Genomic DNA, 25031 nt, shown 5'->3' with positions numbered 1-25031 from the left:
TTGCCCGACTTTCATGAAAGTCGGGCAACCCTGAATCAGGCGCGGGCGGGGGCGGGGGCGGGGCCCGTCGAGCCGCGGACGACGAGCTCGGGCGCGAAGAGCACCTCGTCGCCGATGGCGCGCTCGCTCGTCATCTGCCGCAGCAGCAGCTCGATCACCATCTTGCCCATCGCCTCGATCGGCTGACGCACCGTCGTGAGCGGCGGCTCGGTGCAGTTCATCAGCGCCGAATCGTCGTAGCCGATCACGGAGACGTCCTCCGGCACGCGCAGGCCCGCCCGGCGCACGGCGCGCACCGCGCCGAGCGCCATCGGGTCGCTCGCGCAGACGATCGCCGTGACGCCCGCCCGCAGCAGCTTCGCGGCGGCCGCCTGCCCCGACTCGAGCGAGTACAGCGAGTGCACCACGAGCTCGTCGTCGAGGGCGAGGCCGTGCCGCTCCGCCATCCGCCTGGCCGCGGCCAGCTTGCGCCTGGACGGCACGTGATCGCGGGGCCCGAGCAGGATGCCGATGCGGCGGTGCCCGAGTTGCACGAGGTGCCCGTAGCCCTGCTCGATCGACATGGCGTCGTCGCACGACACGGTCGCGAAGCCGAGACCGTCGACCGGGGCGTTCAGCAGCACCGTGGGCAGCTTCAGCTCGACGAGCCGCTCGTAGTGCTCGTGGGAGGCATCCCCCTGCGAGTACGCGCCGCCGGCGAAGACGACCCCCGAGACCTGCTGGTGCAGCAGCAGTTCGACGTAGTCCGACTCGGACACGCCGCCCGCGCTCTGGATGCAGAGCACCGGGGTGAAGCCGTTCTGCGCGAGGCCGCCGCCGATCGACTCGGCGAGCGCGGGGAAGATCGGGTTCTGCAGCTCGGGCATGACGAGCCCGACGAGGCGGGCGCGTTCGCCGCGGAGCTTCGTCGGCCGCTCGTAGCCGAGCACGTCGAGCGCGGTGAGCACGGCGTCGCGCGTGGACGCGGACACCCCGGGCTTACCGTTCAGCACCCGGCTCACCGTGGCCTCGCTCACGCCGACCTTGCGTGCGACATCCGCCAGTCGTCTCGACATGCGAGCAATGGTATGCGAACTCTGCGCAAGAACTCGACGACCACGAGCCGGGCGGCGGAGCACCGACCCGCGTACGCTTGGGACATGGGCAAACTGGTCTACGGCGCATCGCTGCGCGAGTTCGACATCGACGACCGGACGCTCGCCCACCTGCGGGTCGCCATCCTGAACAAGCTGCGACGCTCGGAGTCGTTCGCGTTCACCTGGGAGCACGGCGTCGACCGCGGGTCGGGGCGCACGACGGTCTGGCTGAACGAATCCATCCCGGTGCAGTTCGTCTTCAGCGGTAATCGGCCGCCGAAGCTGAACCGGCTGTGGGTGGAGCAGCTGCTGCTCTCGGCGAACAGCGCGGGCGGGCTGCAGCACGTCCTCGAACCCGACGAGACCGAGCCGTTCGACGCCGAGTAGCCTCCGGGCGGACCCCGCCTAGTCGACGGCCTCGATCTGGGTGCGCACGTAGTCGCGCTCGTGCGCCTCGAGCCGCACCGGCGGTTCGGCGTCCGGCCGTCCGCTGCGCGCCGCGATGACGACGATCTCGGCGATCGCCTCCTCGTCGAGCTCGGCCTCGAGGTCGCGGAGCACCCGGTGCTTCGCCTCGATCGAGAGGTGCGGCCACCAGCGCTCGATCTCGATCCGCGCCGCGGTCTCGTCGGCCTGCCGGAGCTCCTCGTCGCGCTCGCTCATTTCGGCGCCTCCTCGTCGTCGTCGCTGTGCTCGATCTCCTGCACGTCGACGCCGACCCGCACCGGCTGGCCGGGATCGGTCGGGATCGGCCCGGTGTCGAGGTACTCGGGCACAAGCTCGATGCCGCCGGTGCTGTTCGCCGAGCGCATCAGCTCCTCGATCCAGCGCATGCTGAGATCGGGCCGCTCGGGCTCGTCGAAGACGAAGCGCAGCGGGATGGACGGATGCATCCACAGGGTGCTGCGCCCGCGCGGCTGCTCGTCGGTGTGCCGCCAGGAGAAGGTGAAGCTCTCGTTGCGGCGCAGTTTCGTCGTGATCGCCACCTTCAGGTGGGTGAGTGCGCGATCCTCGATGCCGATCGGGGTACCGGAGTCGCCGTAGTACAGCGTGCCCATGCGGCCGATGCTACGCCCACCCGGGCGCAGCCGCGAGGCCGGCGAGGGGTGTCAACCCCCTGCCGGGCCGCTCGCGCGCGCCCTAGCGTCGCAGGCACCGAGGAAAGGAGCACGCCATGCCCGGACGACGGAACGCCGCACTGAAGGACCCGGAGCTGTACGAGAAGCTCCGCGACGACGGCGCCTCCAAGGAGAAGGCCGCCCGCGTCTCGAACGCCGCGGCGAAGCAGGGTCGCAGCGCGATCGGCCGCAAGGGCGGATCGCACGGCGACTACGAGGACTGGACGGTTCCCGAGCTGAAGAAGCGCGCGAAGGAACTGGGCCTCTCGGGCTACAGCGACAAGCGCAAGTCCGAGCTCATCTCCGCCCTGCGGAACCACTGACGCCGAGCACGCAGGCGCGACCGCCGGCCCCGGCTCAGCCGCCCTCCCGGCGCACGCCGGCCGGGTCGAGGTCGGGCCGGAGGCCGCGCCAGCGCGCGTGCCGCACGACGCCCGTGCGGGTCCACGAGCCGAACTCGATCTCGCCGACGAGCTCGGGACGCAGCCACACGGCGTCGGCGGCATCCGCCGCGGGCACCTCGACGAACGGCGAGGTCTCGCGCTCCAGCTCGCGGAAGCGGGCCAGCAGCCGGTCGAGCTCGCGCTCGCGGAAGCCGCTGCCGACCCGGCCGACGTACTCGAGCCCGCGCTCGCCGGGCAGCCCGAGCAGCAGTGAGCGGATCCGACCGGTGCGCGTGCCGACGCCGCGCCGGTAGCCGCCGATGACGACCTCCTGGGTGCGCGCGAGCTTCAGCTTCAGCCAGTCGTCGCTGCGCTCCCCCGCGCGGTACGGCGAGTCCAGCCGCTTCGCCATGACCCCTTCGAGGCCGAGCCGTTCGGCCTCGGCGAGAGCGGTCTCGACCGAGCCCTCGGCGGGTGCCGGCACCTCGACGGGCGCGCCGGTGCCCGGTCGGAGCAGCCGCTCCAGCCGCTCGCGGCGACGCCGGTACGGCTCGTCGACCGTCGGCGAGCCGGCGACTTCGAGCACGTCGAAGAGCAGCAGCCGCACCGGGATGCGCGGCGCCGTCTTCGCGATCTCGCGCGCGTCGGCGAGGTTCATCCGGTGCTGCAGCAGGCCGAAGTCGGGGCGGCCGTCCTCGTCGAGCGCGACGATCTCGCCGTCGACGACGGCGTCGGCCCGGAGCGCGGAGGCGAGCCCGGCGAGCTCGGGGTAGACCTCGGTCACGTCGCGCCCGGTGCGGCTCGCGAGGCGGCTCGCGCCGTCCTCGACGCGGGCGAGCACGCGGATGCCGTCCCACTTCCACTCGAGCGCCCGGTCGTCGCCCGCGAGGCCGGGCGCGCCCGCGACGGCGAGCATGGGGGCGTAGGGGATGCGCGGCGGGCGTCCGGCGGTCCCGCGCGGTGCGGGCGCGGCGAGGGACGACGCGGATGCCTCGGGCGGAGCCGGGACCGCGGATGCCTCGGACGCCGCTGCGGGGCCCGCGTGCCGCTGCCCGGCGCGCTGCTCCTTCATGCGGTGCAGCAGCCAGCTGCTCTTCTCGCCCTCCCCGTCGGTGCGGATGAGCGCGAGCCGCACCCGCCCGAGCGGCCCGCCGACGCGCCCCTCGAGGGTGAAGATCAGCTCGTCGTCGCGCCACTTCTCGAGCTCGTACTCGCCCGTGTCCCAGACCGTCATGCTGCCCGCGCCGTACTCCCCCGCCGGGATGGTGCCCTCGAAGTCGAGGTACTCGAGCGGATGGTCCTCGGTCTGCACGGCGAGGTGGTTCACGCCGGTCGTCTCGGGCACGCCCTTCGGCACCGCCCAGCTGCGCAGCACCCCGTCGCGTTCGAGCCGCAGGTCGAAGTGCAGCCGTCTGGCGTGGTGCTCCTGGATCGTGAAGCGGCGGCCCGAGGCATCCGTCGCACCCGCGGCATCCGCGCCCGCCGACTCGATGCGCTCGCGCGCCGCCGGGATCGGCTCGGGCGTCGCGCCGACCGTGCGCTTGGCGCGGTACGCGTCGAGCGCGTCGCCGCCCGGCGCCGTCGTGCACCCCAGACGCGCCATCGGATCGCCGCTCGCGGCGACCCGGGCGAGCACCTCGTGGAACTCCAGCTGGCCGAAGCCGGGCTCGTCGAGCTCGGCCCACTCGCGCGGCGCGGCGACGGAGGGCCGCAGCCGCCCGCGCAGCGAGTACGGGGCGATCGTCGTCTTCTTGCCGTTGTTCTGGCTCCAGTCGATGAGCACCTTGCCCGTGCGCAGCGCTTTGCGCATGCTCGACACGATGAGCTCGGGATGGTCGGCCTCGAGCGCCCGCGCCAGCTCGTGGGCGACGTCCGAAACCTGCTCGGAGCTCTGCGAGCCGTCGAGCCCGGCGTAGAGGTGCAGGCCCTTGCTGCCGCTCGTGACGGGCACCGCCTCGAGGCCCATGCCGCCGATGAGGTCGCGCACCAGCCGCGCCACCTCCGCGCACTCGGCGAGGCCGACGCCCTCCCCCGGGTCGAAGTCGAAGACCATCCGGTCGGGGTTCGCGGCCGAGCCGTCGGGTGCGAAGCGCCACTGCGGCACGTGCAGCTCGAGCGCGGCCTGCTGCGCCATCCAGACGAGGCTCGCCCGGTCGCCCGCGATCGGGTACGTCTTGGGCCCGTCGGAGTGCTGGATGACCCCGCGGCGCAGCCACTCCGGCGCGTGCTCGGCGAGGTTCTTCTCGAAGAACGGGGTCTCGGGATGCTCGGCGGTGCCGACGCCGTGCACCCAGCGCTTGCGGGTGACCGGGCGCCCGGCGACGTGCGGCACCATGACGGCGGCGATCTCGGCGTAGTACGAGATCACCTCGCCCTTCGTCGTGCCCGTCTCGGGGTACATGACCTTGTCGAGGTTCGTCAGCCGCAGCCGTCGACCGTCGACCTCGACGAGCTGGCGCTCCGCATCCGCCATGCCCCCATCCTGCCCGCTCGCGCACCGGGGAGGCGAGGGCTTGCGCGCAAGGGGGTTCCGGTGCGGCATCCCTGGGTGTTCACTGGGGGGTATGCGAGCCGTCTGGAAAGGGGCGGTCACGTTCGGCCTCGTGAACGTGCCCGTGAAGCTGTACAGCGCGACCGAGGACCACGACGTGAGCCTGCACCAGGTGCACGACGAGGACGGCGGCCGCATCAGGTACCAGCGCAAGTGCGAGGTCTGCGGCAAGGTCGTGGCCTACCAGGACATCGACAAGGCGTACGACGACGGCGAGCGCACCGTCGTGATCACCGACGCCGACCTAAAGGCGCTGCCCGCCGAGCGCAGCCGCGAGATCGAGGTCGTCGAGTTCGTGCCGAGCGAGCAGATCGATCCGATCATGTTCGACCGCTCGTACTACCTCGAGCCCGACTCGGCGTCGAGCAAGGCGTACGTGCTGCTGCGCGAGACCCTCGAGTCCACCGACCGCACCGCGATCGTGCGCCTCGCGCTGCGGCAGAAGACCCGCCTCGCAGCGCTCCGCGTGCACGACGAGGTGCTCGTCGTGCAGACCCTGCTCTGGTCGGACGAGGTGCGCGAGGCCGCGTTCCCCGCGCTCGACGAGAAGGTGAAGATCAGCGACAAGGAGCTCGCGCTCTCGAAGCAGCTCGTCGAGAGCCTCGTGTCCGACTTCGACCCGACGCAGTACGTCGACGAGTACCAGCAGGAGCTGCGCACCCTCATCGAGGCGAAGCTCGAGCAGGGCGACGCGCTCGACACCGCGGCCACCTTCGGCGAGGAGCCCGAGGAGGAGGGCGCCGAGGTCATCGACCTGATGGAGGCGCTGCGCCGCTCGATCTCCGCCAAGCGCGGCGGCGGTGCGGATGCCTCGGACGACGCGGAGGCCGCTCCGACGAAGTCGACCGCGAAGAAGTCGGCGGCGAAGAAGGCCGCCTCCGAGAAAGCCGCCCCCGAGAAGGCGCCGGCGAAGAAGCCGGCGGCCAAGAAGAAGGCGGCCTCCTAGCCCGCGGTATCGCCGGGCCGCCGCCGCTACGCCGCGACCTCCCAGCTGGGCCGGGGCACCGAGTCCACGAGCAGTCGGGTGTAGGGGTGCTCCGGCTCGCGCAGCAACCGGTCGCTCGGGCCCTGCTCGACGATCTCGCCACGGCGCATGACGACGGCGCGCTCGCACACCCGGCGCACGACCCCGAGGTCGTGGCTGATGAAGAGCACCGTGAGGCCCCGCTCCTCCCGGAGCCGCGCGACGAGGTCGAGCACCTGCGCCTGCACCGAGACGTCGAGTGCGCTCGTCGCCTCGTCCATGACGAGCAGATCGGGCTCGATGGCGAGCGCCCGGGCGATCGCGACCCGCTGGCGCTGCCCGCCCGAGAGGGTCTTGGGTCGCGCGGCGAGGTGGCGCTCGCCGAGCCCCACCGCCTCGAGCAGCTCGAGGGCCCGCGCCTCGGCGGCGGCGCGGTCGAGGCCGCCGTGCAGCCGCAGCACGTCCTGGATGGCACGTCCCGCCGGGATGCGCGGATCGAGCGAGAGGTAGGGATCCTGGAACACCATCTGCACGCTCTTCGCGTGCGCGAGCCGCTCCGCGCGGCCGTGCGGGGCGGCACCCCGCTCGCGGCCCGCGACGCGCACCTCACCGCGATCCGCTGCCTCGAGGCCGACGATCAGGCGGGCCAGCGTCGACTTGCCCGAGCCGGACTCGCCGACCACGCCGAGCGAGCCGCCGCGCGGGATCTCGAGCTCCGCCTCGACGACGGCGTGCACCGGGGGCCGCCCGCGCAGCTGGTACTGCTTGTCGAGTCCGCGCACCTCGAGCATCGGGCCGGCGAGGGCCGAGGCGTCCATGCGCCCCGAGGCATCCGCCCGCGACGAGGCATCCGGTTCGACGCCGCCGTCCAGGCTGCGCACCGCGATGCTCGGCGTCGCCTCGATGAGCCGCCGCGTGTAGTCCGCCTCGGGCGCCGTGAAGACACGCCGGGCGTCGCCCGACTCCTCGATGCGGCCGCGGCTCATCACGACGACCCGGTCGCAGAGCGAGGCCGCGAGGTTCAGGTCGTGGGTGATGAAGAGCATGCCCATACCGCGTCGCTCGCGGAGCTCCACGAGCACGCGCACGATCTCCGCCTGCGTCGTGACGTCGAGCGCCGTCGTCGGCTCGTCGCAGATCAGCAGCTTCGGCGAGCTCGTGAGCGCGCCGGCGATCATCACGCGCTGCAGCATGCCGCCCGAGAACTCGTGCGGGTACTGGTCGAAGTGCTCCTCGGGCCGCGGCAGCTGCACGTCGGCGAGGAGCTCGATCGCCCGCGCCCGCGCCTCGGCGGCGGACTTGCCCTCGCAGCGGCGCAACGTCTCGGTCAGGTGGTCGCCGATGGTGCGCATCGGGTTGATGCCGGCACGCGGGTCCTGGAAGATCATGGCGGCCGCATGGCGGCGGAGGTCGAGGATGTCGCGGGCCGGCGCGCCGATCACCTCGCGCCCGTCGAGCCGCACCCGACCCCCGAGGCGGGAGCGCTCGGGCACGAGACCGAGCACGGTGCGCGCGGTCAGCGACTTGCCCGAGCCGGACTCGCCGACCAGGCCGACGGTCTCGCCGGGCGCGACCGACAGCGAGATCCCGTCGAGCAGACGGGTGCCGTCGTGCAGTTCGAGCGTGAGCCCGTCGATGTCGAGCAGCTGGCTCATGCCGGCACCCCTCCTCCGATGCGGTCGGAGAGCTCTTCCCCGATGATGTTCACGGCCACGACGACGAGCACCACGGCGACGGCCGGCACGATCGCGGGCAGGAAGTAGCCGCCCGCGACGCCGGACTGCGCCTCGTTGATCATCGCGCCCCAGTCGGGCGTCGGCGGTTGCACGCCGAGGCCGAGGAACGAGAGCCCGGCGAGCTCCGCGAGCACGTAGCCGAAATTCAGCGTCGACTGCGCGCCGACGATCGGCGTGACGTTCGGGAGCACCCGGCGGAACGCGATCCACGCGCCGCCGAAGCCCTGCACCCGGTACGCCGCGACGTACGGCCGGGTGCGTTCGGCCTTGACGAGGGCGCGGGTGAGCCGGGCCACGAAGGGGGCGTAGGCGATGCTCATCGCGATCACCGGCGCCACGAGGCCCTTGCCGAAGAGCGCGACCGCCATGATCGCGAGCAGCAGCGAGGGGAAGGCGAACAGCACGTCGAAGACGCGGCCCAGCACGGCGTCGATCCAGCCGCCGCGCCAGCCGGCGAGCAGGCCGAGCAGCATGCCGATGATCGTCGAGCCGATGACGACGAGGAGCGGCCCGAGCAGCGCGGTCCGCGCGCCGTAGACGAGCCGGCTCAGCAGGTCGCGGCCGAGGCCGTCGGTGCCGAGCCAGTGCGCGGCGCTCGGCCCGGCGTTCACGGCGGTGAAGTCGACCGCATCGGGCGGGTAGGGCGCGACGAACGGGGCGAAGACGGCGGCGAGCGTCATCACCGCGACGACGCCGCAGGCGATCGCGAAGACGAGGCTCGTGCGGTGGGCGCGGGGCGCGCGCAGCACCTTCACGGCGAGGGTGGGGGTCGGGGTCGTCATCTGGCACTGGCTCCTGCGGCGGATCGGGGGTCGATCCAGGGTTCGGCGAGGTCGACGATCGCGTTCACGACGACGAAGGCGGTGACGACGAGCATCACGATCGCCTGCACGACCGGGAAGTCGAGGCGGTCGACCGACTGCACGAGCAGCGAGCCGATGCCGGCGAGCCCGAAGGCCGCCTCGACGATCGTGGAGGCGACGAGGAGGCCGGCCACGAGCACGCCGCTGACGGTGAGAATCGGGCCGAGCGCGTTGCGGAACACGTGCCGGCGGATCACCGTGGCCCGCTTCAGGCCGCGGCTGGTGGCCACCTCGACGTGCTCGCGGCCGAGCTGCTCGACCATCGAGGAGCGGGTGACCTTGCCGACGAGCACGACGAACACGATCGCGAGCGCGATCGACGGCAGCACGAGGTGGTAGACCATGTCGCCGAAGCCCTGGCCGGAGCCGAAGGTCGGGAACCAGCCGAGCTGCACGGCGAAGATCGCGATCAGCACGATCGAGCCGACGAACGAGGGGATGGCGCTCAGCACCGTCAGCCCGATGAGCGTCAGCCGGTCGAGCGGACGGCCCTTGTTCAGCGCCGCCACGACGCCGGCGGAGAGGCCGACGATCGCGATCAGGAGGCCCGACATGACGACGAGCATGAGCGTGACGGGCAGGCGCTCGCCGATCACCGTCGAGACGTCCTGGCGGTACTGCAGCGAGCGGCCGAAGTCGCCCGTGAGCGCGCCGCCCAGCCAGTTCAGATACTGCTGCCAGGGCGGCAGGTCGAGGCCGTACTGGGCGGTGACCTGCGCGACCGCCTCGGGACTCGGCTTGCGGCCGCGGAGCAGGAAGCTCACCGGGTCGCCCGGCACGAGGAAGCGCGAGAAGAACACCAGCAGGGAGGCGAGGAAGAGGGTGAGCGCGAGTCCGCCGAGCTTGCCGGCGACCCGGCGCACGCCGGCGGCCGACCACCGCCCGCGGCGGGGCGCCTCGGCCGCCGCCTCGCGGGCGGCGACCGAGACGGTGCGACTATCGAGCGCCAATGGTGGCCGCCCAGGGGTAGTAGAGGAACGCGATCGACGGCGCGACCCCGGTGATCCGCTCGCCGACGAAGACCGGCATCGGCCCGGCGAACAGCGGCAGCCAGGGCAGCTCCTCGTTCGCGATGTGCTGCAGCCGGCTCGTGAGCTTCGCCCGCTCCTCCGGGTCCATGGTGCCGACCGCCTGCGTCGCGAGCTCGTCGAACTCGGGGTTCGACCAGTTGCCGTAGTTGCTGAACTCGCCGGTGCGGAGCACGCCGTACATCTCCAGCGGGTCGGGGCTCGAGAGGTACCAGACCGTGTAGAAGAGGTCGACGCCCTCACGAGCGCTCGGGTCGGAGAAGAGCGCCGTGTACGCGTTCGGCGTGACCGTCTTGATCTCGGCCTCGAGGCCGATCGACTGCGCCGCGGCGGCCGTCGCCTGCGAGACGACGGTGAAGTCGTTGCCGATCGGCGCGGTCGCGAAGACGATCTTCTGCCCGGCGACCCCGGCCTCCTCGACGAGCGCCTTGGCCTGCTCGAGGTCGTTCGGGTACTCCTCGAGTCCCGAGAACGCCTCGTCGCGGGTGGTCGCGGACGCGCCGCCCCAGACCGACTCCTGCGTCAGGGCGTTCGACACCTCGCCGTAGCCCTTCGCCGCGGCATCCAGGATGCCCTGCCGGTCGAGCGCGAACATGAGCGCCTTGCGCACCCGCAGGTCGCCGAGCGGCCCGTCGAGGTTCGAGACGATGAGGTTCGACGTCGCGGTGCTGAGCCCGAAGTACACGTCGCCCGCGCCCGAGGCCTGCAGCTGCGGGATGCCGTCGACGGGGAGCATCCAGCTGCCGTCGACGTCGCCCGACTTCAGCGCGTTGACGCGGGCGGTCGCGTCGTTCATGAAGACGAAGCGAACCTCGCCCGACTTCGCGCGGAGCGACTCGTCCCAGTACCCGTCGAAGCGGGTGAGCGTGATCGACTCCCCCGACTTCCACTCGCTGAGCTCGAACGGCCCCGTGCAGTTCACCAGCCCGGTCGAGTTGCCGTAGTCGGTGCCGTCGGCGGCGAGGGTCGCCGCCGACTCGATGACGCCGGCCGAGCCGCCCAGCCCGAGGTTGAACTGGGAGTCGGGGATCGTCGTGGTCACCGTCACCTGGCGGTCGCCGGTCTGCTCGATGCTCGCGACGTTCTGGTAGACGGAGTACCAGGAGGAACCGACGGCCGGGTCGAGGTGGCGGCTCATCGAGGCGACGACGTCGGCCGCGGTGAGCGGCGTGCCGTCGTGGAAGCTGACGCCCTCGCGGATCGTGTAGACCCAGGTGGTCGGGCTCGTCTGCTCGTACGCCTCGGCGAGGCCCGGGCTCAGCGTGTAGTCGGGGTTCAGCCGCAGCAGCGACTCGCAGACGTTCGAGAGCACCATGTTGTCGGCGTAGTCGAACGCGTAGGCGTAGTCGAGCGAGTACGGCTCGGCGTAGTTCGCCCAGGTGAACGAGTCGATGTCGCCGGACGGGGCCGGCGTCTCGGCGGTCAGCTCCCAGTCGGGGGCCGCGGTGGGGGCGTCGGATGCCGGCGTGCAGGCGCTGAGCGCGAGCGCGGCGGCCGCGGCGCCGGCGGTGAGCGCGACGATGCGCCGGCCGGTGCGGGGTCGGAGGACTGACATTGGGGGCTCCTCTGGGTACTGGTAGGTGGACGGATGCAGCGGTGCTGGTGCGTGTGCGGTGCTGGTGCGTGTGTGGTGCCGGTGTGCGCGGTGCCGGTGTGCGCGGCTCAGCCCGCGTCGGGGGCGGCGTACACGCGCTCGCCCTCGATCCAGGTCGAGCGCACGGCGGCGCGGTGGAGCTCCTCCGGCGCGAGCCCGAAGGGGTCGGGCGCGACGACCACGAGGTTCGCGAGGTACCCCTCGCGCACGTGCCCGGTGTCGTGGTCGCGATGGTTCACATAGGCGCTGCCGGAGGTGTACGCGGCGAACGCCGTCTCGAGCGCGAGCCGCTGGTGGGCGCCGCCGAGCGGCTCGGCGTCCAGGCCGGGGGCCACCCGGGTGACCGCGATGTGGATCGCGGCGAGCGGGTCGGCGGTCGAGACCGGCCAGTCGCTGCCGGCCGCGAGCCGGGCGCCGTCGCGCACGAGATCGCCGAAGGGGTACTGCCTGGCCTCGGCGCCGTCCTGCAGGAAGGGCAGGGTGAGCTCGTCGATCTGGTCCTCGTGGGTGGCCCAGAGCATCTGCAGGTTCGCGACGGCGTCGAGCTCGGCGAAGCGCGCGGTGTCGGCCTCGTCGACGATCTGCAGGTGGGCGAGGTGGTGGCGGCCGTCGCTCGGGCCGTTGGCCGCCCGGGCCGCGGCGACGGCGTCGAGCGCCTCGCGCACGGCGCGGTCGCCGAGGGCGTGGAAGTGCACCTGCACCCCCTCGGCGTCGAGCCGTTCGACCGCCGCGCGGAGCAGCTCGGGGTCGATGAAGGAGAGCCCGCGGTTCTCGGTGTCGTGCCCGTGGTGGTCGCGGTAGGGGGCGAGCATCGCGGCGGTCTGGTTCTCGGCGACGCCGTCGACCATCATCTTCACGGTGGCGAGGGAGAGCCGCTCCTCCCGGCCGAGCGCCGCGATCTCGTCGCGGAGGGCGAGGAGCCCGTCGATCTGCTCGAGGCCGGCGTCGCGCCGCCACCACTGCGCGCCGACGACGTGCACCTTGAGCTCGCCGGCGTCGAGGGCGCGGCGGTAGACGGCGACGGGGTCGTGCACGCCGCCGCCCTGGCCGACCATGGCGTCCTGCCAGCCGGTGATGCCGAGCGCGAGCAGCTCCTCCTGGGCGCGGAGCAGGCCGCGGTACGCGAGGGCGTCGCTCGTGGCGGGCCGCACCTCGGCGAAGAGCTCCATGGCGCCCTCGTGGAAGGTGCCGGCGGGCCATCCGTCGGCCTCTCGCTCGATCCGGCCGTCGACGGGGTCGGGGGTGGAGGCGTCGAGGCCCGCGGCGCGGATGGCGGCGGTGCTCGCCCAGGCGCTGTGGTGGTCGCGGCTCATCAGCAGCACGGGACGGTCGCCGACGGCGGCGTCGAGGAGGCCGCGGGTGGGCGCCCCGCCCGGGTAGTGGTCCATCGACCAGCCGCCGCCGAGGATCCACGGCTCCTCGGGGTTCGCCGCGGCGTAGGCGGCGACGAGTGCGACGGCCTCCTCGGCGTTCGCGCCGGAGCTGAGCTCGCACTGGAGCAGCTCGATGCCGCCGCCGACCGGGTGGATGTGCGCGTCCTGGAAGCCGGGGGCGAGGAGCGCGCCCTCGAGCTCGACGACGCGGGTGCCCGGCCCGCGGAGGGCGTCGGCGTCGGCGTCGGGGACGACCGCGGTGATGCGGCCGCCGGCGACGGCGACCGTGTGGCCTCGGAGCGGGGATCCGGTTCCGGTGAACACGGACCCGCCGGTGAACAGGACGTCGGCAGTCACGTCGCCTCGCTTCCTCATCGAACGGACGAGGCGAGCGTACTCAGCGCCCATCACCGCTGTCAACACTGTTGACAGCATTGATGCGGGACTTGCTACGCTTCCCGAGCCGCTGCACCGCCCCGGCGTGGCAGCATGGAGGCGACGCGGAGCGAAGGAGCGCCATGACGACAGCCACCGAGACCACGGCTGGCGCGAGCGCGCGCGGCAAGGCCAGGCTCGACCACGACTCGATCGTGGCCGCCGGGCTGGAGCTCGCCGCGGAGACCCGGGCGACCACGCTCTCGGTGCGGGAGCTCGGCGCCCGGTTGGGCGCCGATCCGACGGCGATCTACCGGCACTTCCGCAACAAGGAGGCGCTCATGCAGGCGCTGCTCGATGAGCTCAACGCGCGCTCGGTGGCGGCGGTGCGCGCGCCGCTCGACGACTGGCGCGGACGCATCCGCCAGCTCGGCGACGCCACGCTCGAGCTCTTCTGCGCCCACCCGGCCGTCGCCGCCGAAGCGGTCGTGCTCACGACGCACGGCCGCGGCGAGCTCGACGCGATCGAGCTCATGCTCGACGCCTTCGCGCGCGCCGGCCTCGCCGAGGAGGAGCTCGTGCGCCACTACGCCCTGCTCGCCTCGCACGTGCTCTCGACCGCGGCCGGCATCGCACGCAGTCGCAGCGAACGCGGGGCCAACGAGGACGGCACGAGCCCCTGGTTCGACGGGCCCATCCTCGCGGACGCCCGCAGTCACCCCCGCGTCGTCGAGTACGGCACGCGCCTCGTCGAGCTCGAGGACCGCGAACTGTTCCAGCTCGGCATGGACGTCATCATCGCCTCGGCCGAGCGCGCCGCCGCGCGCTGAGCCCCGGGTCGGGGGCGAGTTGCACGATGAATCGGGCCGCGCGCCCGTGCACGCCGGCGCGCCCTGCTGTTCGTCGTGCAACTCGCGTCGCCGCCGGACGCTGAACCCCGGAGACGACGGAGCGCGCGGCACCCGGGGAGGGATGCCGCGCGCTCGTGCGTCGGTGCGCCAGCCGTCAGGCGGCGCAGGCCGTGTTGACCTCGTTCGCAGCGGTCTGAATGGCCGTCTGCTGGGCGGCGAGCGCCTCCGGGTCCTGGGTGCCGTCGGCCGGGATGGTCGCGGCGTAATCCGCTGCGTCGCCGAGCGCGGCCTTCAGCCCCTCGAGCGCGTCCTCGACCTTGGTGTCGTCGCCGGCCTGCTCGTCGAGCGCGTCGACCCGGTCCTCGAGGCCCTCGAGGTAGGTCTTCGTCTCGGCAGCGTCGGTCGCGGTCGCGAGCGTGTTCTGCGCGCCGTTCGACACGTTGCGGACCTCGCTGCGGATCGTGTCGCAGCCGTCCTTCGCGGACGTCGAAGCGGCGTCGCCCGAACCGGACGTGGCGCAGCCCGAGAGCAGCAGGGCACCCGCGAACACGAGTGCCGTCGTCGTCATGAATCGTTGCATTGTGTGCAACCTCCCCTGTTCTGTTGTGACCACGGGAGTCTACGCCGGAGCGGGGACACCGGCTTGCCAGCCCCGGGTGCCGGGCGCGCGCGAGGCGACGGGGCGTCAAACCGTCGCGAGCCCGATCCAGAGCGCGACGACGCCGAGCAGCGGCGGCCCCAGCTGGATGAGGGCGGCGCGCGCCTTCGACGGGCTCGACAGCAGCAGCACGAGACCGGCTCCGACCATCATGCCCGCGCCGGCGAAGACGAGCGTCGCGCCCACGGCGGCCGCGCCGGCCGCGAACGCGACGATGCCGGCGAACACGGCGAGCGCGAGGAACAGGTTGTAGAAGCCCTGGTTGAACGCGAGGGCGCGCGTGAGCTGCGCCTCCTCGTCGCTGCGGATGCCGAAGGTGGCGCGGGCGCGCGGGCCGGTCCAGACGAGCGACTCGAGCACCCAGATGTAGACGTGGATCAGCCCGCCGAGGCCGGCGAGCACGAGCCCGGCGACGATCACGCGGCGGCCCTCGCCTCGCGGCGCAGGTGCAGCAGCGGGAACGGGCGACCCTCGCCGTCGAGCTCGGAACGGCCGACCTCGACGAAGCCGCGCGCGAGGTAGAAGCCGCGCGCCACGGGGTTCTGCTCGTTGACGTCGACCCGCAGTTCGCCCCCGTCGGCGCCGACGTCTTCGAGCAAGCTCGTGCCGACGCCCTGCCCGTGCACGGCCGGGTCGACGAAGAGCATGTGGATCTCACCGTCGTCGTGCGAGATGAAGCCGACGACCTCGCCCTCGGCGTCGCCGCCCTCGTCGACCGCGACGCGCAGGTCGCCGAGCTGCGGCAGATAGCCGGCGACGACCTCCTCGTACCAGTCGATGTCGGCCGGCGCGAGGAAGTGGTGGGTCGCCTCGACGCTCGCGCGCCACAGCTCGAGCAGGCGCGGGTGGTCGCTCGGCGCAGCCGATCGGATCGTGAGTACCATGCAAGCACGATACGCGACGCCTCCGACGCGAGCCGCCGCTCAGCCGCCGAGGCCGTCGCCCGCGAGCAACCGCTCCAGCACCGAGCCCGGCGGCACGGCGTCGTACTTGTAGCTGAGCTTCTGCAGCGGGGCGACGTCGAGGATGCGGCGCACGGTCGTCGCGCGCCAGGGCTGCATCATCTCGAGCTGCAGCAGGTGCGCGGAGGTCGCCGAGAGCGACGGCACGGCATTCCACTGGCCTCGGGCCTCCGGGACGAGCGCCTGGATCACCTCGAAGACGCGGTGGTAGAGGAAGTAGTCGGGCAGCTCGTCCGTCGACTCCCACCAGGCGTCGAGGGCGAGCCGTTGCAGGGTGAGCACCACGGCGCCGGGCTGCGCCGCGATGAACCAGTTCGCGATCTGCCGCTTCGCCCAGCGCGGGAACACCACCCCGGCGCGGAGCAGCCGGTGCAGCTCCGGGTCGAGCGGCCGGTCGACCCAGGCCGTGGCATCCGCCCAGACGCCGCCGTGCTCGGCGAGCACCCTGGTGCGCACGTAGTCCGAGAAGTGGGCGGGGCGCGCCTCCTCCAGCACGGTCGCGACGCGCTCGGGGATCTCGACGAGCTCGCGCGCGGAGGCCCCGTCGAGCACCCGGACGTGCGGGTAGGCGCGGTGCAGCTGGGCGATGCAGGCCTGCACGAGGGGCGGCGCCTCGGCGACCGGCCGATTCCAGAACGTGAACACGCGGTCGGACGGCACCGGACGCGCCGCGAAGGCGCGGGCCGAGCGCCGCGCCCGCCAGCTCGCGAACAGCGGAGGCGACTCGGGCAGCCCCGCCGCGAGCCGCAGCTCGCCGAGCCGCGGCTGCAGCAGTTGCACGAGGCGCAGCGAGGTGCGCAGCGAGGCCGCCAGATCGATCGTGTCCTCGAAGCGAGCCGATCGCTCGAGCTGGGCGCGCAGGCCCGCCATCACCCGGTCGAGCTCGGGGATGCCTCCGGCGCCGGTCATGCTCGAGCGCTCAGCCCCGCGACGCCGGGGCCTCCGCGCCGGCGACCGTCGCGGCGAGCGGGGTCGCCCGCCCGCGGATGAAGATCAGCAGCAGGAAGCCGCCGATGACCAGCACGATCGTCGCCGGCGCGGTCAGCGCGAGCAGCGGGCTCTCCGGGGCGGCGCCGCCGACCTTGTCGATGCCGCCCGATGCGAGGAAGCTGGTCGGGTCGGTGAGGCCGTGCAGCACCATCGCCCAGATCAGGCTGCCCGTCACGCGCATCGTCAGGTACATCAGGATGCCGAAGGCGAAGGTGTAGACGAGCGTGAAGCCGACCGCCTCGATGCCCTGCCCGGTCAGCGCATTCACCGAGTGCATGAGCGAGAAGAACAGCGCCGACACCGCGGCCACGGCCCACTCGGCGTGCCCGGCCTTGCGCATCAGAGTCACGACGAGGCCGCGGGTGACGAGCTCCTCGGAGAGGCCGATGAAGAGGCCGGCGACGAAGGTCATCACGATGACGCCCGCGGAGTAGCTCGCGTAGTCGGTGCCGAAGAGCCGCAGCACGACCGGGATGAGCACGAGCACCGGCGCGAACCACATCCACCAGCGGCCGCGCACGGGCTGACGGGTGAAGAGCGGCCGCGGCAGCCAGCCGAGCGACCAGGCGAAGACGAGCAGCACGATGGAGCCGAGGATGACCGGCAGCGCGAGCCCGGCGAACACGCTCGCCGGCGTCGCGAAGACGTTCTCGTCCATCAGCGGCCGCGTGAGCGGCAGCGCGAGGAGCGGGAGCAGCTGGTAGACGCCGAGGTAGGCCACGACGACGATGAGGGCCTTCCACCAGCCGCCCCGGTTCCAGAAGGCGCGCCAGCCGCGCTCGCGGGTCTCGGAGACGGGTGCGTCGGCGAGGGGGGCGTCGGTCACGGAGGGTCCTCTCGGCAGGGTCCCCGATCGCCTCGCGCGGATGGCGCGACGGGCCGAGGTCAGTTCAGACGGTAGTGGAGCGGATGGCCCGCGCGGAAGCACCGCGAGGCGATCGCCATCATGATCGCGGTCGCGGCCGGCGGGGATGGCGCATGTCGGCGGGCCCCGCTACCGTCGCGCTATGACCTCGACGGCACTCACCGCTCTCGCCGAGCGCTTCGGCGACCGCCTCGTCCTCCCCGGCGACCCCGCGTACGACGAGGCGCGCGCGCCGTGGAACCGGGCGGTCGAGCAGCGCCCGGCCGCGGTGGCGAGCCCGCGCGACGTCGACGAGCTCCGCGCCCTCCTCGAGGCGGCGCGCGCCGACGGCCTGCAGCTCGCAGTGCAGCCCGGCGGCCACGGCGCCTCCGGCTCGCTCGAGGGGGCCGTGCTCGTGCGCACGGCGCACTTCGACACGGTCGAGGTCGACGTCGAGCGCCGGGTGGCGCGCGTCGGCGCGGGCGTCGGCTGGGGCCGGGTGCTCGCCGCACTCGAGGGCACCGGGCTCGTCGCCCTCTCGGGGTCCAACCGCGTCGTGCACACCGTGCCGTTCCTGCTCGCGGGCGGGCACTCCTGGTTCAGCCGCGCGCACGGGCAGGGCTCCGCCTCCCTCATCGCCGTCGAGCTGCTCACCGCCGACGGCGAGCACCGCTGGGTGCGCGACGCCGACGACCCCGAGCTGCTGTGGAGTCTCCGCGGCGCGGGCGGCGCCGTGGGCGTCGTCACCGCGGTCGAGCTCGAGCTGTACCCCGCACGCGAGCTCGTCGGCGGTCGGCTCGCCTTCGACGGCGCCGATCTGGCGCCCGTGCTCCAGGCCGCGCTCGCGGCGCAGGCGACGGCGCCGCGCGAGGTCGCCCTGCACGCCGGGGCGATGCGGCTGCCCGACGTCGAGGCGGTGCCCGCCGAACTGCGCGGTCGCACGATCGTCACCGTGCAGGCCGTGTCGACCGACGGCGCCGAGGCGCTCGAGGCGGTGCTCGCCCCGGTGCGGGCCGCCGGCACCGTGCAGCTCGACACGATCGCCCCGATCGGCATCGAGCAGCTCGCGGTCGTGGCCGACGAACCGACCGAGCCGAGCGCGGGCTACGGCTGGGGCCGCTTCGCCGACCTCGACGCGGCCGGCCTCGACGCCCTGCTCGAGACCTGGCAGTCGCCCGTGGGGCAGGCCGTCATGCTCATCGAGTTCCGCGGGCTCGGCGGGGCGCTCGCCGAGGCGCCTGAGCGTCCGGCGATCGCCGGGGCCGTGCCGCACTCGCACGTCGTGAGCGCCCGCGCGGTCGCCGTGCCCGGCATCGAGCCGGCCGTGCAGGCGGGGTTCGCCGCCATTGCGGCGGCGCTCGGCGAGCGGGTCGTCGAGCGTACCTTCGCGACGTTCCTCGAGGGCGAGCCGAGCTACCTCGGCGCCTACGATCGGGCCGACGTCGAGCGCGCCGACGCGGTGCGCCGCCGACTCGACCCGGAGGGCCGCTTCCGCGGCAACCGCGTCTTCGCCTGAGCCGCTCCCCGCGGCCCGCCCCCGCGGGAGATCGTCTCGCGGATCCTGCCCCGGCGCCCCCACCCCTGCGCCCACCCACCCCTGCGCCCACCCACCCCTGCGCCCACCCACCCCTGCGGGGCCCGACCTCCGAGGCAAGAAGTCAGTATCTGCGGGTGCGCGGCCTTCCCCACCCGCAAATACTGACGTCTTGCCGCGGGCGGCTGGGCCAGGCGGAGCGGGGGATGCCCGGGGGCGAGGCTCAGCGGTACGCGATGTGCACGGTGTCGATCGTGCCGTCGAGGGCGAACGGCATCCGCTCGGCGTACGCCCGCGACACCGCGCCGCCGTACGCGCGCCCGATGTCGAGGCAGTCGTTCGCCGAGAACAGCAGCGGTGCACTCACGGGCACCGTGCCGCTCGCCACCTCGGTACCGTCGACTCGCAGTTCGACCGAGAGCGGGCCGCCCGGCCGTCGCTCCACGTACGCCGTCTCGATCTCGATCGTCGCCTCGCCGGCGGGCAACGGGGCGTCCGCCGCGATGATCGTCCGCTGCACGAGGAACAGGTTGTACTCGTAGTGCAGCACGCCGTCGAGCAGGTACGCGGTGAGACCGCCGCCCGCGCCGCCGAGCTTGTAGAGCACGCCGTTCGCCCGCTCGGGCAGCGTGGCCCGGATGGTGACCAGGTTCGGCGTGTTCCCGAGCGCCGGCGCGCAGAACTCGGGGATCCGCACCGTGTCGCCCGAGAGCTCCCATTCCGTGTAGGCCGGTCCGAGCCGGTACTCGGGGTGGTAGACGGGCACCCACAGTCCGCCGCCGACGGGCAGCACCTCGTTGCGCGCCGCCTCGATCGCGAAGAGCTCCTTCAGCTGGGCGAGCTTCTCGGGGTGCTCGGCGGCGAGGTCGCGCGCCTGGCTCCAGTCCTCGTCGAGGTGGTAGAGCTCCCACGGATCGGCGTCCGGCGTCCAGGTCGCGATGCCGGGAGGGGCGCCGGGCACCCAGGGCAGCCGCGGCCCCGTCGCCGAGGCGAGCCAGCCGTCGGCGTAGATCGACCGGCTGCCCATGATCTCGAAGTACTGCACCCGGTGCCGCCCCTCGGCCGCGGCGTCGTCGATCGCGTAGGCGAAGCTCGTGCCGTCGATGGGGATCTGCGGGATGCCGTTGACCGTCTCCGGCGGCTGGATGCCGATGATCTCGTAGATCGTCGGCACGAGGTCGATGACGTGGTGGAACTGCGTGCGCGGCGAGGCATCCGCCGCGATCCGGCCCGGCCACTGGATGAACATGGGGTTCCTGGTGCCGCCCAGGTGGGAGGCCATGAGCTTCATACCCTGGTAGGGCGTCGACCCGGCCCAGGCCCACGCCGCGTGGTACTGGTTGTCGGTCGCCGGGCTGCCGAGCGCGTCGAGGCCGCCGAGCTCGTCGAGCGCGGCGAGGTGCTGATCGACGGTCGTCGGGATCATGTTCTGCGCGAGCAGCTCGCTGATCGTGCCGTTCTGCCCCTCGCCCGAGGAGCCGTTGTCGCCCCAGATGTAGACGATGATCGTGTCGTCGAGGTAGCCGAGCCGCTCGAGCTCGTCGATGAGCCGGCCGGCCTGCACGTCGGCGTGCTCGCCGAAGCCGGCGGCGATCTCCATGAGCCGGCGCTGGAAGGGCTTCTGGTGCTCGGGGATCTCGTCCCAGCCCTGCAGGCTCTCCGGCCGCGGGGTGAGCTCGGCGTCGTCGGGGATCCAGCCCGCCGCCTTCGCCCCGGCGAAGGCCTCCTCGCGATAGGCGTCCCAGCCGTCGTCGAAGACGCCGGCGTACTTGTCGGCCCACTCCTTCATGATGTGGTGCGGGCCGTGGATGGCCCCGGTCGCCCAGTACAGGTAGAAGGGCTGCTCGGGCGCGTTCGCCTTGTGGTCGCGCAGCCAGCGCATCGCGTCGTCGGCGAGGTCCTCGCTCAGGTGATAGCCGTCCTCGGGCGCGCGCGGCGGCAGCACGGTCGTCGTGTTCCGCACGAGGTTGGGTTCGTACTGGGATGCCTCGCCCGCGAGGAAGCCGTAGAAGTACTCGAAGCCGTAGCCGGTGGGCCAGCGGTCGAAGGGGCCGGCCGCGGTGGTCTCCTCGGCGGGGGTGTTGTGCCACTTGCCCCAGGCCGCGGTCGAGTAGCCGTACTGGCGCAGCACCTCGGCCATCGTCGCGCTCGACTTCGGGATGTGCCCCGAGTAGCCGTCCCAGTCGTTCGCGAGCTCGGCGATCTGGCCGTTGCCGACGCGGTGGTGGTTGCGTCCGGTCAGCAGGGAGGCGCGGGTGGGCGAGCACATCGCGGTGGTGTGGAAGCGGTTGAAGCCGATGCCGCCCTCCCGGATTCGGGCGAGCGTCGGCGTCTCGACGAGTCCGCCGAGCGGTTTCGGCAGCGCCGGGCCGGCGTCGTCGATGAGGATGACGAGCACGTTCGGCGCGTCGGCCGGGAGCCGCCGCTCGGGCGGTCTCGGCGAGTACGTGGATTCCTGCAGCGTCCGCCCGGCGGTGCTGCCCGACGCCTTCGGCGGGAACGGCAGCGTGCGCGCCGTGGGCAGCGCCTCCCCGATCACTGATGTGCGCTTGCCCGTCATGTCGACCTCGACTCCGCGGTGCCGCGCCGTTGCGGCGGGCGGGCCGACCGCGTCCCCCCGGATCCTGCGGCGTGTTCGCCGCCGTCGCCTCGCCTGCTCGCAGCCTAGGGCGAGATGCGAGGCGGACTCAAGAACCCGTCTCGGGGGGCGACCCCGTGCTCGTAGGCGTAGATCACGGCGTGCACGCGGTCGCGGAGCCCCAGTTTGCCGAGTACCGCGCGCACGTGCGTCTTCACGGTGTTGCGGGTGAGGTGCAGCTTCGCCCCGATCTCGTCGTTCGAGCGACCGGCGACGATGAGCCCGAAGATCTCGCGCTCGCGCGCCGTGAGCGGGGCGAGCGCGTCGGGGTCGGCGACGGGGGCCTGCCGGAGCAGGCCGATCACCTTCTCCGCGACCCCCGGCGCGAGCGCGGCGCTGCCGTCGGCGACGTCGAGCACCGCCTGGCGCAGGGCGGCGGGCCGGATGTCCTTCGTGACGTAGCCGCAGGCGCCCGCCCGGATCGCGGCGACGACGAGCTCGTCCGCGTCGAAGGTCGTGAGCACGAGCACGCGGGTGGCCGGCGCGAGCCGGGTGATCTCCGCGGTGGCGCGCACGCCGTCGAGGCGGGGCATCCGCAGGTCCATCAGCACGACGTCGATGCGGTGGGCGCGCACGAGTTCGACGGCGGCCGCACCGTCGCCGACGTCGAAGGCGACCTCGATGCCCGGGTCGACCTCGAGCAGGGCGCGCAGCGCCCCGCGCAGCATGGCCTGGTCCTCCGCGAGCAGCACCCGCACCGGCCTCATCGCTTCTCCCGCACCGGGAGCATCGCCTCGAGTCGCCATCCGCCCTCCTCCGTCACCTCGAACGTCCCGTCCGCGGCGAGCACCCGCTCGCGCACGCCCGACAGCCCGGAACCAGAGCCGCGCGCCCGGCGCGGCCCGCTCCCGCCGTCGTCCTGCACCACCACCAGCACCCGGTGCGGCTCCCAGCGCAGCCGCACCCGCACCGCGAGCGGGGGCTGCACGTGCCGCAGCGCGTTCGTGATCGCCTCCTGCACGAGCCGCACGAGCGCGAGCTCGGCGCGCAGGGACAGCGGCCCGCGCTCGCCCTCCTCGACGAGCTCGACGGTGTGCAACGAGGTCGACGCGGCGGCGACCATCGTCGGCAGCGCCTCGAGCGAGAGCGGCAGCTCGGGCGTCGCGCCCGGATCGGCGTCGAGCACCGCGAGCATCGCGCGCAAGCCGTCGAGGGCGTCGCGCCCCGACTCGGCGATCTCCAGCAGCTCCGCCTCGGCGCCCGGGTCGACGGTGGCGAGCGCCGCGGCCTCGGCGCGCGCGATCATGACCGTGAGCGAGTGGGCGATGACGTCGTGCAGGTCGCCGCGGATGCCGGCGCGCTCGGCCCGGCGCGCCTCCTCGATGCGGGCGGCCTGCGCGGATGCCGCGCGCTGGCGTCGTCGGGTCGCCGCGATCGCCGCGAGCCAGACGCCGACGACGGCGCCGGCGAGCAGCGCCCCCTCGGTGACCCGCATCCACGTCGGCTCGACCTCGCTCGAGCGCGAGACGGCAACGAGCTCCGCGAGCAGCACGCCGAGAAGGCCGACGGCGAGCGCGAGGAGGCGCCGGAGGCGCGCGCCGAGCTCCGCCTGACGCCAGAGCACCAGCAGGAAGCACCCCGCGGAGGGCAGCAGGCTCGGCGACCAGCCGGGCATGGGCAGCAGCACGAGCGCGAGCATCGCCGCTGAGGCGAGCGCGAACCCGACGTCGGGGAAGCGAACGGCGAGCACGAGTGCGAGGTGCAGCGCGACGGCCACGGCGACCGTCGCAGCGACGAGCCAGGGGCCGCCGCCGCTGAAGGCGATGAGCACGATCGCCACGGCCGAAGCCGGGGCGAGCACGAGGTGGCTCGCGAGCGCGGCGCGCCGCCAGCCCCGGCCGGGCTGCGCGGCGGGGTGGACGGCGGACGGAGGTTCGGGATGCATGCTGCCGCAACGATCCCACGAGCGGCGGATGCCCGCCTCATCCCGCGGGGTGATGTCCACCCCTCGGGAGATGCATACCGTTCCTGGCATGCACCAGTCACTCCCCCGTGAATCCGCTCTCGCGCGCCGGCTCGCCCTCGGCGGCGCCGCGGCCCTCGCCGCGCTCCTCCTCGTCGTGGGCTCGCCCGCCGGGGCGGCGCAGGCGGCGAGCGAGCCGCCCGAGGCATCCGCCCCCTCCGCCGCCCAGCTCGTCGAGGACTACCGGGCGGTGTACGGCACCCCCGGCGTCGCCGCGGCGATCATCACCGGCAACGGGGTGGAGCGGGTGACGAGCGGGCAGGACGGCGACGGCCGCGAGGTGACCGCGAGCACCCCGTTCCGGATCGCCTCGATCAGCAAGTCGATGACGGCGACCGCGGTCATGCTGCTCGTCGAGCGCGGCGAGTTCGGCCTCGACGATCCTGTGGCGGGCCTGCTGCCGGAGTTCCGCCTCGACGACCCGCGCGCCGGCGACGTCACCGTGCGGCAGCTCCTGATGCACCGCTCCGGGCTCTCGATCCGCACGAACGACGAGTACGCCCTGCCGCCCGCCGGCAGCGCGGAGGAGGCCGTCGCACGCCTCGCGGACCGGCACCTCGCCTGGGACCCCGGCACGCAGTTCGAATACCACAACACGAACTACGCGATCGCCGCCCGGCTCGTCGAACACGTCTCGGGCCGGCCGTTCGACGAGTTCCTCGAGACGGAGCTCTTCGCGCCGCTGGGCATGGCGGACACGCTCGCCACGGAGGGCTGCTCCGACGAGGTCCCCGGCGTGGCCGACGGCTACGAGGTCGTGCTCGGCTTCGCCGTCGACGTGCCGGAGATGCCGGGCCTCTGCGCCGGCAACGGCGGCGTGATCTCGACGCTCGACGACCTCGTGCGCTGGATGCGCTTCAACACCGGCGCGACCGTCGGTCCGCTCGGCGCGGACTCGCTCGCGACCCTGCACCGCGCGACGGCCGCGAGCGACGGCTACGCGCTCGGCTGGCAGGATCGGCGCGCCCCGTCGGGCATCCCGCTGGTCGGGCACGGCGGCACGCTCGCGACCTGGACGGGCGACGTGGTCTTCTCGCCCGGCGACGGCACCGCGGTGGTCGTGCTGACGAACGCGGCCGGCTCGCCGGGCGAGCTGTCCGCGAACCTTTTCGCGACGGTCACGGGCGACCCCGTGCTGCCGATCGAGAATCCGTTCACCGTGCTGAACGCCGTGCTGCTCGCGCTCACGCTCGTCATCGGCATCCTCCTGATCGTCGCGATCGTGCGGGCGCCGCGCTGGGCGCGCCGCCGCGTGTTCGCGAAACGCCCGCTCGTGGCGCTGCGGCTGCTGCCGATCGCGCTGCTCGTCGTCGCCGGGGCGCTGCTGCCGATGCTGATGAACGCGAACGCGGGGCTCGTCACGAACTGGGTGGTGACGGTGTGGCTGCTGCCGATGGCGGCGATCCTCGGCCTGGTGTGCGTCGGGCTCGGGCTCGCCGCCCTCGTCTGCCGCCTCGCGGGCTACGCGCGGGCGCGGCGCCGCGCGGCGACCCCCTGAGCGCGCCGCGGGGGTCGCTTTCCGACGCTGGC

Annotated in this window: 23 protein-coding genes; 6 read left to right on the top strand and 17 right to left on the bottom strand. The window is 73.3% G+C overall.

The genetic code is table 11. From position 1 onward, the window contains the following. Positions 1–35: 35 nt before the first annotated feature. Complete coding sequence (locus IEY71_RS11255; RefSeq protein ID WP_229781693.1) at positions 36–1055, bottom strand: LacI family DNA-binding transcriptional regulator; 1020 nt, start codon at positions 1053–1055, stop codon at positions 36–38. 84 nt (positions 1056–1139) lie between these two features. On the opposite strand from IEY71_RS11255, the gene IEY71_RS11250 reads away from it, so the two are divergent. After that, positions 1140–1463, top strand: coding sequence for a DUF7882 family protein (locus IEY71_RS11250; protein ID WP_189085430.1), 324 nt, complete (start codon positions 1140–1142; stop codon positions 1461–1463). Between the two features lie 18 nt (positions 1464–1481). Here IEY71_RS11250 and IEY71_RS11245 read toward each other — a convergent pair whose 3' ends face one another. Both IEY71_RS11245 and IEY71_RS11240 read right to left on the bottom strand, forming a co-directional pair. Next, complete coding sequence (locus IEY71_RS11245; protein WP_189085429.1) at positions 1482–1739, bottom strand: hypothetical protein; 258 nt, start codon at positions 1737–1739, stop codon at positions 1482–1484. Continuing rightward, positions 1736–2134: a DUF7882 family protein gene (locus IEY71_RS11240; RefSeq protein WP_229781692.1), complete on the bottom strand. Its 399-nt coding sequence runs from the start codon at positions 2132–2134 to the stop codon at positions 1736–1738. The genes IEY71_RS11245 and IEY71_RS11240 overlap by 4 nt, the downstream gene beginning before the upstream one ends. Before the next feature lie 116 nt (positions 2135–2250). Between IEY71_RS11240 and IEY71_RS11235 the strand changes: the two genes are divergently transcribed. Further along, positions 2251–2517, top strand: coding sequence for a DUF7218 family protein (locus IEY71_RS11235; protein ID WP_189085428.1), 267 nt, complete (start codon positions 2251–2253; stop codon positions 2515–2517). Positions 2518–2551: 34 nt separating this feature from the next. Here the strand turns inward: IEY71_RS11235 and IEY71_RS11230 are convergent, their stop codons facing one another. Next, the gene (locus IEY71_RS11230) at positions 2552–5050 is read right to left on the bottom strand and encodes an ATP-dependent DNA ligase (RefSeq protein WP_189085427.1); all 2499 of its coding nucleotides are present in this window, start codon (positions 5048–5050) and stop codon (positions 2552–2554) included. Between the two features lie 91 nt (positions 5051–5141). Between IEY71_RS11230 and ku the strand changes: the two genes are divergently transcribed. Continuing rightward, positions 5142–6074 carry a non-homologous end joining protein Ku gene (gene ku, locus IEY71_RS11225; protein WP_189085426.1) on the top strand — a complete coding sequence of 311 codons (933 nt, stop codon included), beginning with the start codon at positions 5142–5144 and terminating at the stop codon, positions 6072–6074. Between the two features lie 26 nt (positions 6075–6100). On the opposite strand, the gene IEY71_RS11220 is transcribed toward ku, so the two are convergent. From IEY71_RS11220 to IEY71_RS11200, 5 genes are all read right to left on the bottom strand, one after another. Beyond that, positions 6101–7747 carry a dipeptide ABC transporter ATP-binding protein gene (locus IEY71_RS11220; protein WP_189085425.1) on the bottom strand — a complete coding sequence of 549 codons (1647 nt, stop codon included), beginning with the start codon at positions 7745–7747 and terminating at the stop codon, positions 6101–6103. Beyond that, the gene (locus tag IEY71_RS11215; RefSeq protein WP_189085424.1) at positions 7744–8610 is read right to left on the bottom strand and encodes an ABC transporter permease; all 867 of its coding nucleotides are present in this window, start codon (positions 8608–8610) and stop codon (positions 7744–7746) included. The genes IEY71_RS11220 and IEY71_RS11215 overlap by 4 nt, the downstream gene beginning before the upstream one ends. Beyond that, complete coding sequence (locus IEY71_RS11210) at positions 8607–9641, bottom strand: ABC transporter permease (RefSeq protein ID WP_373292261.1); 1035 nt, start codon at positions 9639–9641, stop codon at positions 8607–8609. The genes IEY71_RS11215 and IEY71_RS11210 overlap by 4 nt, the downstream gene beginning before the upstream one ends. Further along, positions 9628–11274: an ABC transporter substrate-binding protein gene (locus IEY71_RS11205; protein ID WP_189085423.1), complete on the bottom strand. Its 1647-nt coding sequence runs from the start codon at positions 11272–11274 to the stop codon at positions 9628–9630. The genes IEY71_RS11210 and IEY71_RS11205 overlap by 14 nt, the downstream gene beginning before the upstream one ends. 107 nt (positions 11275–11381) lie before the next feature. Then, positions 11382–13061 (bottom strand): amidohydrolase, encoded by a 1680-nt coding sequence (locus IEY71_RS11200; RefSeq protein ID WP_189085422.1) that lies wholly within the window; start codon positions 13059–13061, stop codon positions 11382–11384. Positions 13062–13204: 143 nt separating this feature from the next. On the opposite strand from IEY71_RS11200, the gene IEY71_RS11195 reads away from it, so the two are divergent. Beyond that, positions 13205–13891 (top strand): TetR/AcrR family transcriptional regulator, encoded by a 687-nt coding sequence (locus IEY71_RS11195; protein WP_189085421.1) that lies wholly within the window; start codon positions 13205–13207, stop codon positions 13889–13891. A 175-nt stretch (positions 13892–14066) separates the two neighbouring features. Here IEY71_RS11195 and IEY71_RS11190 read toward each other — a convergent pair whose 3' ends face one another. The 5 genes from IEY71_RS11190 to IEY71_RS11170 form a co-directional block, all read right to left on the bottom strand. Then, entirely contained in the window at positions 14067–14480 is a 414-nt protein-coding gene (locus IEY71_RS11190; protein ID WP_189085420.1) for a hypothetical protein, read from the bottom strand. Positions 14481–14597: 117 nt separating this feature from the next. Beyond that, the gene (locus tag IEY71_RS11185; protein WP_189085419.1) at positions 14598–14990 is read right to left on the bottom strand and encodes a DUF1304 domain-containing protein; all 393 of its coding nucleotides are present in this window, start codon (positions 14988–14990) and stop codon (positions 14598–14600) included. Continuing rightward, positions 14987–15454 carry an acetyltransferase gene (locus IEY71_RS11180; RefSeq protein WP_189085418.1) on the bottom strand — a complete coding sequence of 156 codons (468 nt, stop codon included), beginning with the start codon at positions 15452–15454 and terminating at the stop codon, positions 14987–14989. The genes IEY71_RS11185 and IEY71_RS11180 overlap by 4 nt, the downstream gene beginning before the upstream one ends. Before the next feature lie 39 nt (positions 15455–15493). Then, entirely contained in the window at positions 15494–16441 is a 948-nt protein-coding gene (locus IEY71_RS11175) for a capsular polysaccharide synthesis protein (RefSeq protein WP_189085417.1), read from the bottom strand. A gap of 10 nt (positions 16442–16451) precedes the next feature. Then, positions 16452–17348, bottom strand: a complete 897-nt coding sequence (locus IEY71_RS11170; protein ID WP_189085416.1) for a CPBP family intramembrane glutamic endopeptidase — start codon at positions 17346–17348, stop codon at positions 16452–16454. A 181-nt stretch (positions 17349–17529) separates the two neighbouring features. On the opposite strand from IEY71_RS11170, the gene IEY71_RS11165 reads away from it, so the two are divergent. Then, positions 17530–18882 (top strand): FAD-binding oxidoreductase, encoded by a 1353-nt coding sequence (locus IEY71_RS11165; protein WP_189085415.1) that lies wholly within the window; start codon positions 17530–17532, stop codon positions 18880–18882. Positions 18883–19123: 241 nt separating this feature from the next. Here IEY71_RS11165 and IEY71_RS11160 read toward each other — a convergent pair whose 3' ends face one another. From IEY71_RS11160 to IEY71_RS11150, 3 genes are all read right to left on the bottom strand, one after another. Continuing rightward, positions 19124–21460, bottom strand: coding sequence for an arylsulfatase (locus IEY71_RS11160; protein ID WP_189085414.1), 2337 nt, complete (start codon positions 21458–21460; stop codon positions 19124–19126). A 104-nt stretch (positions 21461–21564) separates the two neighbouring features. Next, a complete protein-coding gene (locus IEY71_RS11155) occupies positions 21565–22245 on the bottom strand; it encodes a response regulator (protein WP_189085413.1) in 681 nt (226 codons plus the stop codon). Next, on the bottom strand, positions 22242–23423 hold the full coding sequence (locus tag IEY71_RS11150; protein ID WP_189085412.1) for a sensor histidine kinase: 1182 nt from the start codon (positions 23421–23423) through the stop codon (positions 22242–22244). Before IEY71_RS11150 ends, IEY71_RS11155 begins: the two co-directional genes overlap by 4 nt. Positions 23424–23511: 88 nt before the next feature. Between IEY71_RS11150 and IEY71_RS11145 the strand changes: the two genes are divergently transcribed. Further along, complete coding sequence (locus IEY71_RS11145) at positions 23512–24999, top strand: serine hydrolase domain-containing protein (RefSeq protein ID WP_189085411.1); 1488 nt, start codon at positions 23512–23514, stop codon at positions 24997–24999. The last annotated feature ends 32 nt before the right edge of the window (positions 25000–25031 follow it).

This window comes from Agromyces mediolanus (genome assembly GCF_014648575.1).
Taxonomy (GTDB): Bacteria; Actinomycetota; Actinomycetes; order Actinomycetales; family Microbacteriaceae; genus Agromyces; species Agromyces mediolanus.
This window is presented reverse-complemented; position numbering and strand designations above follow the sequence as displayed.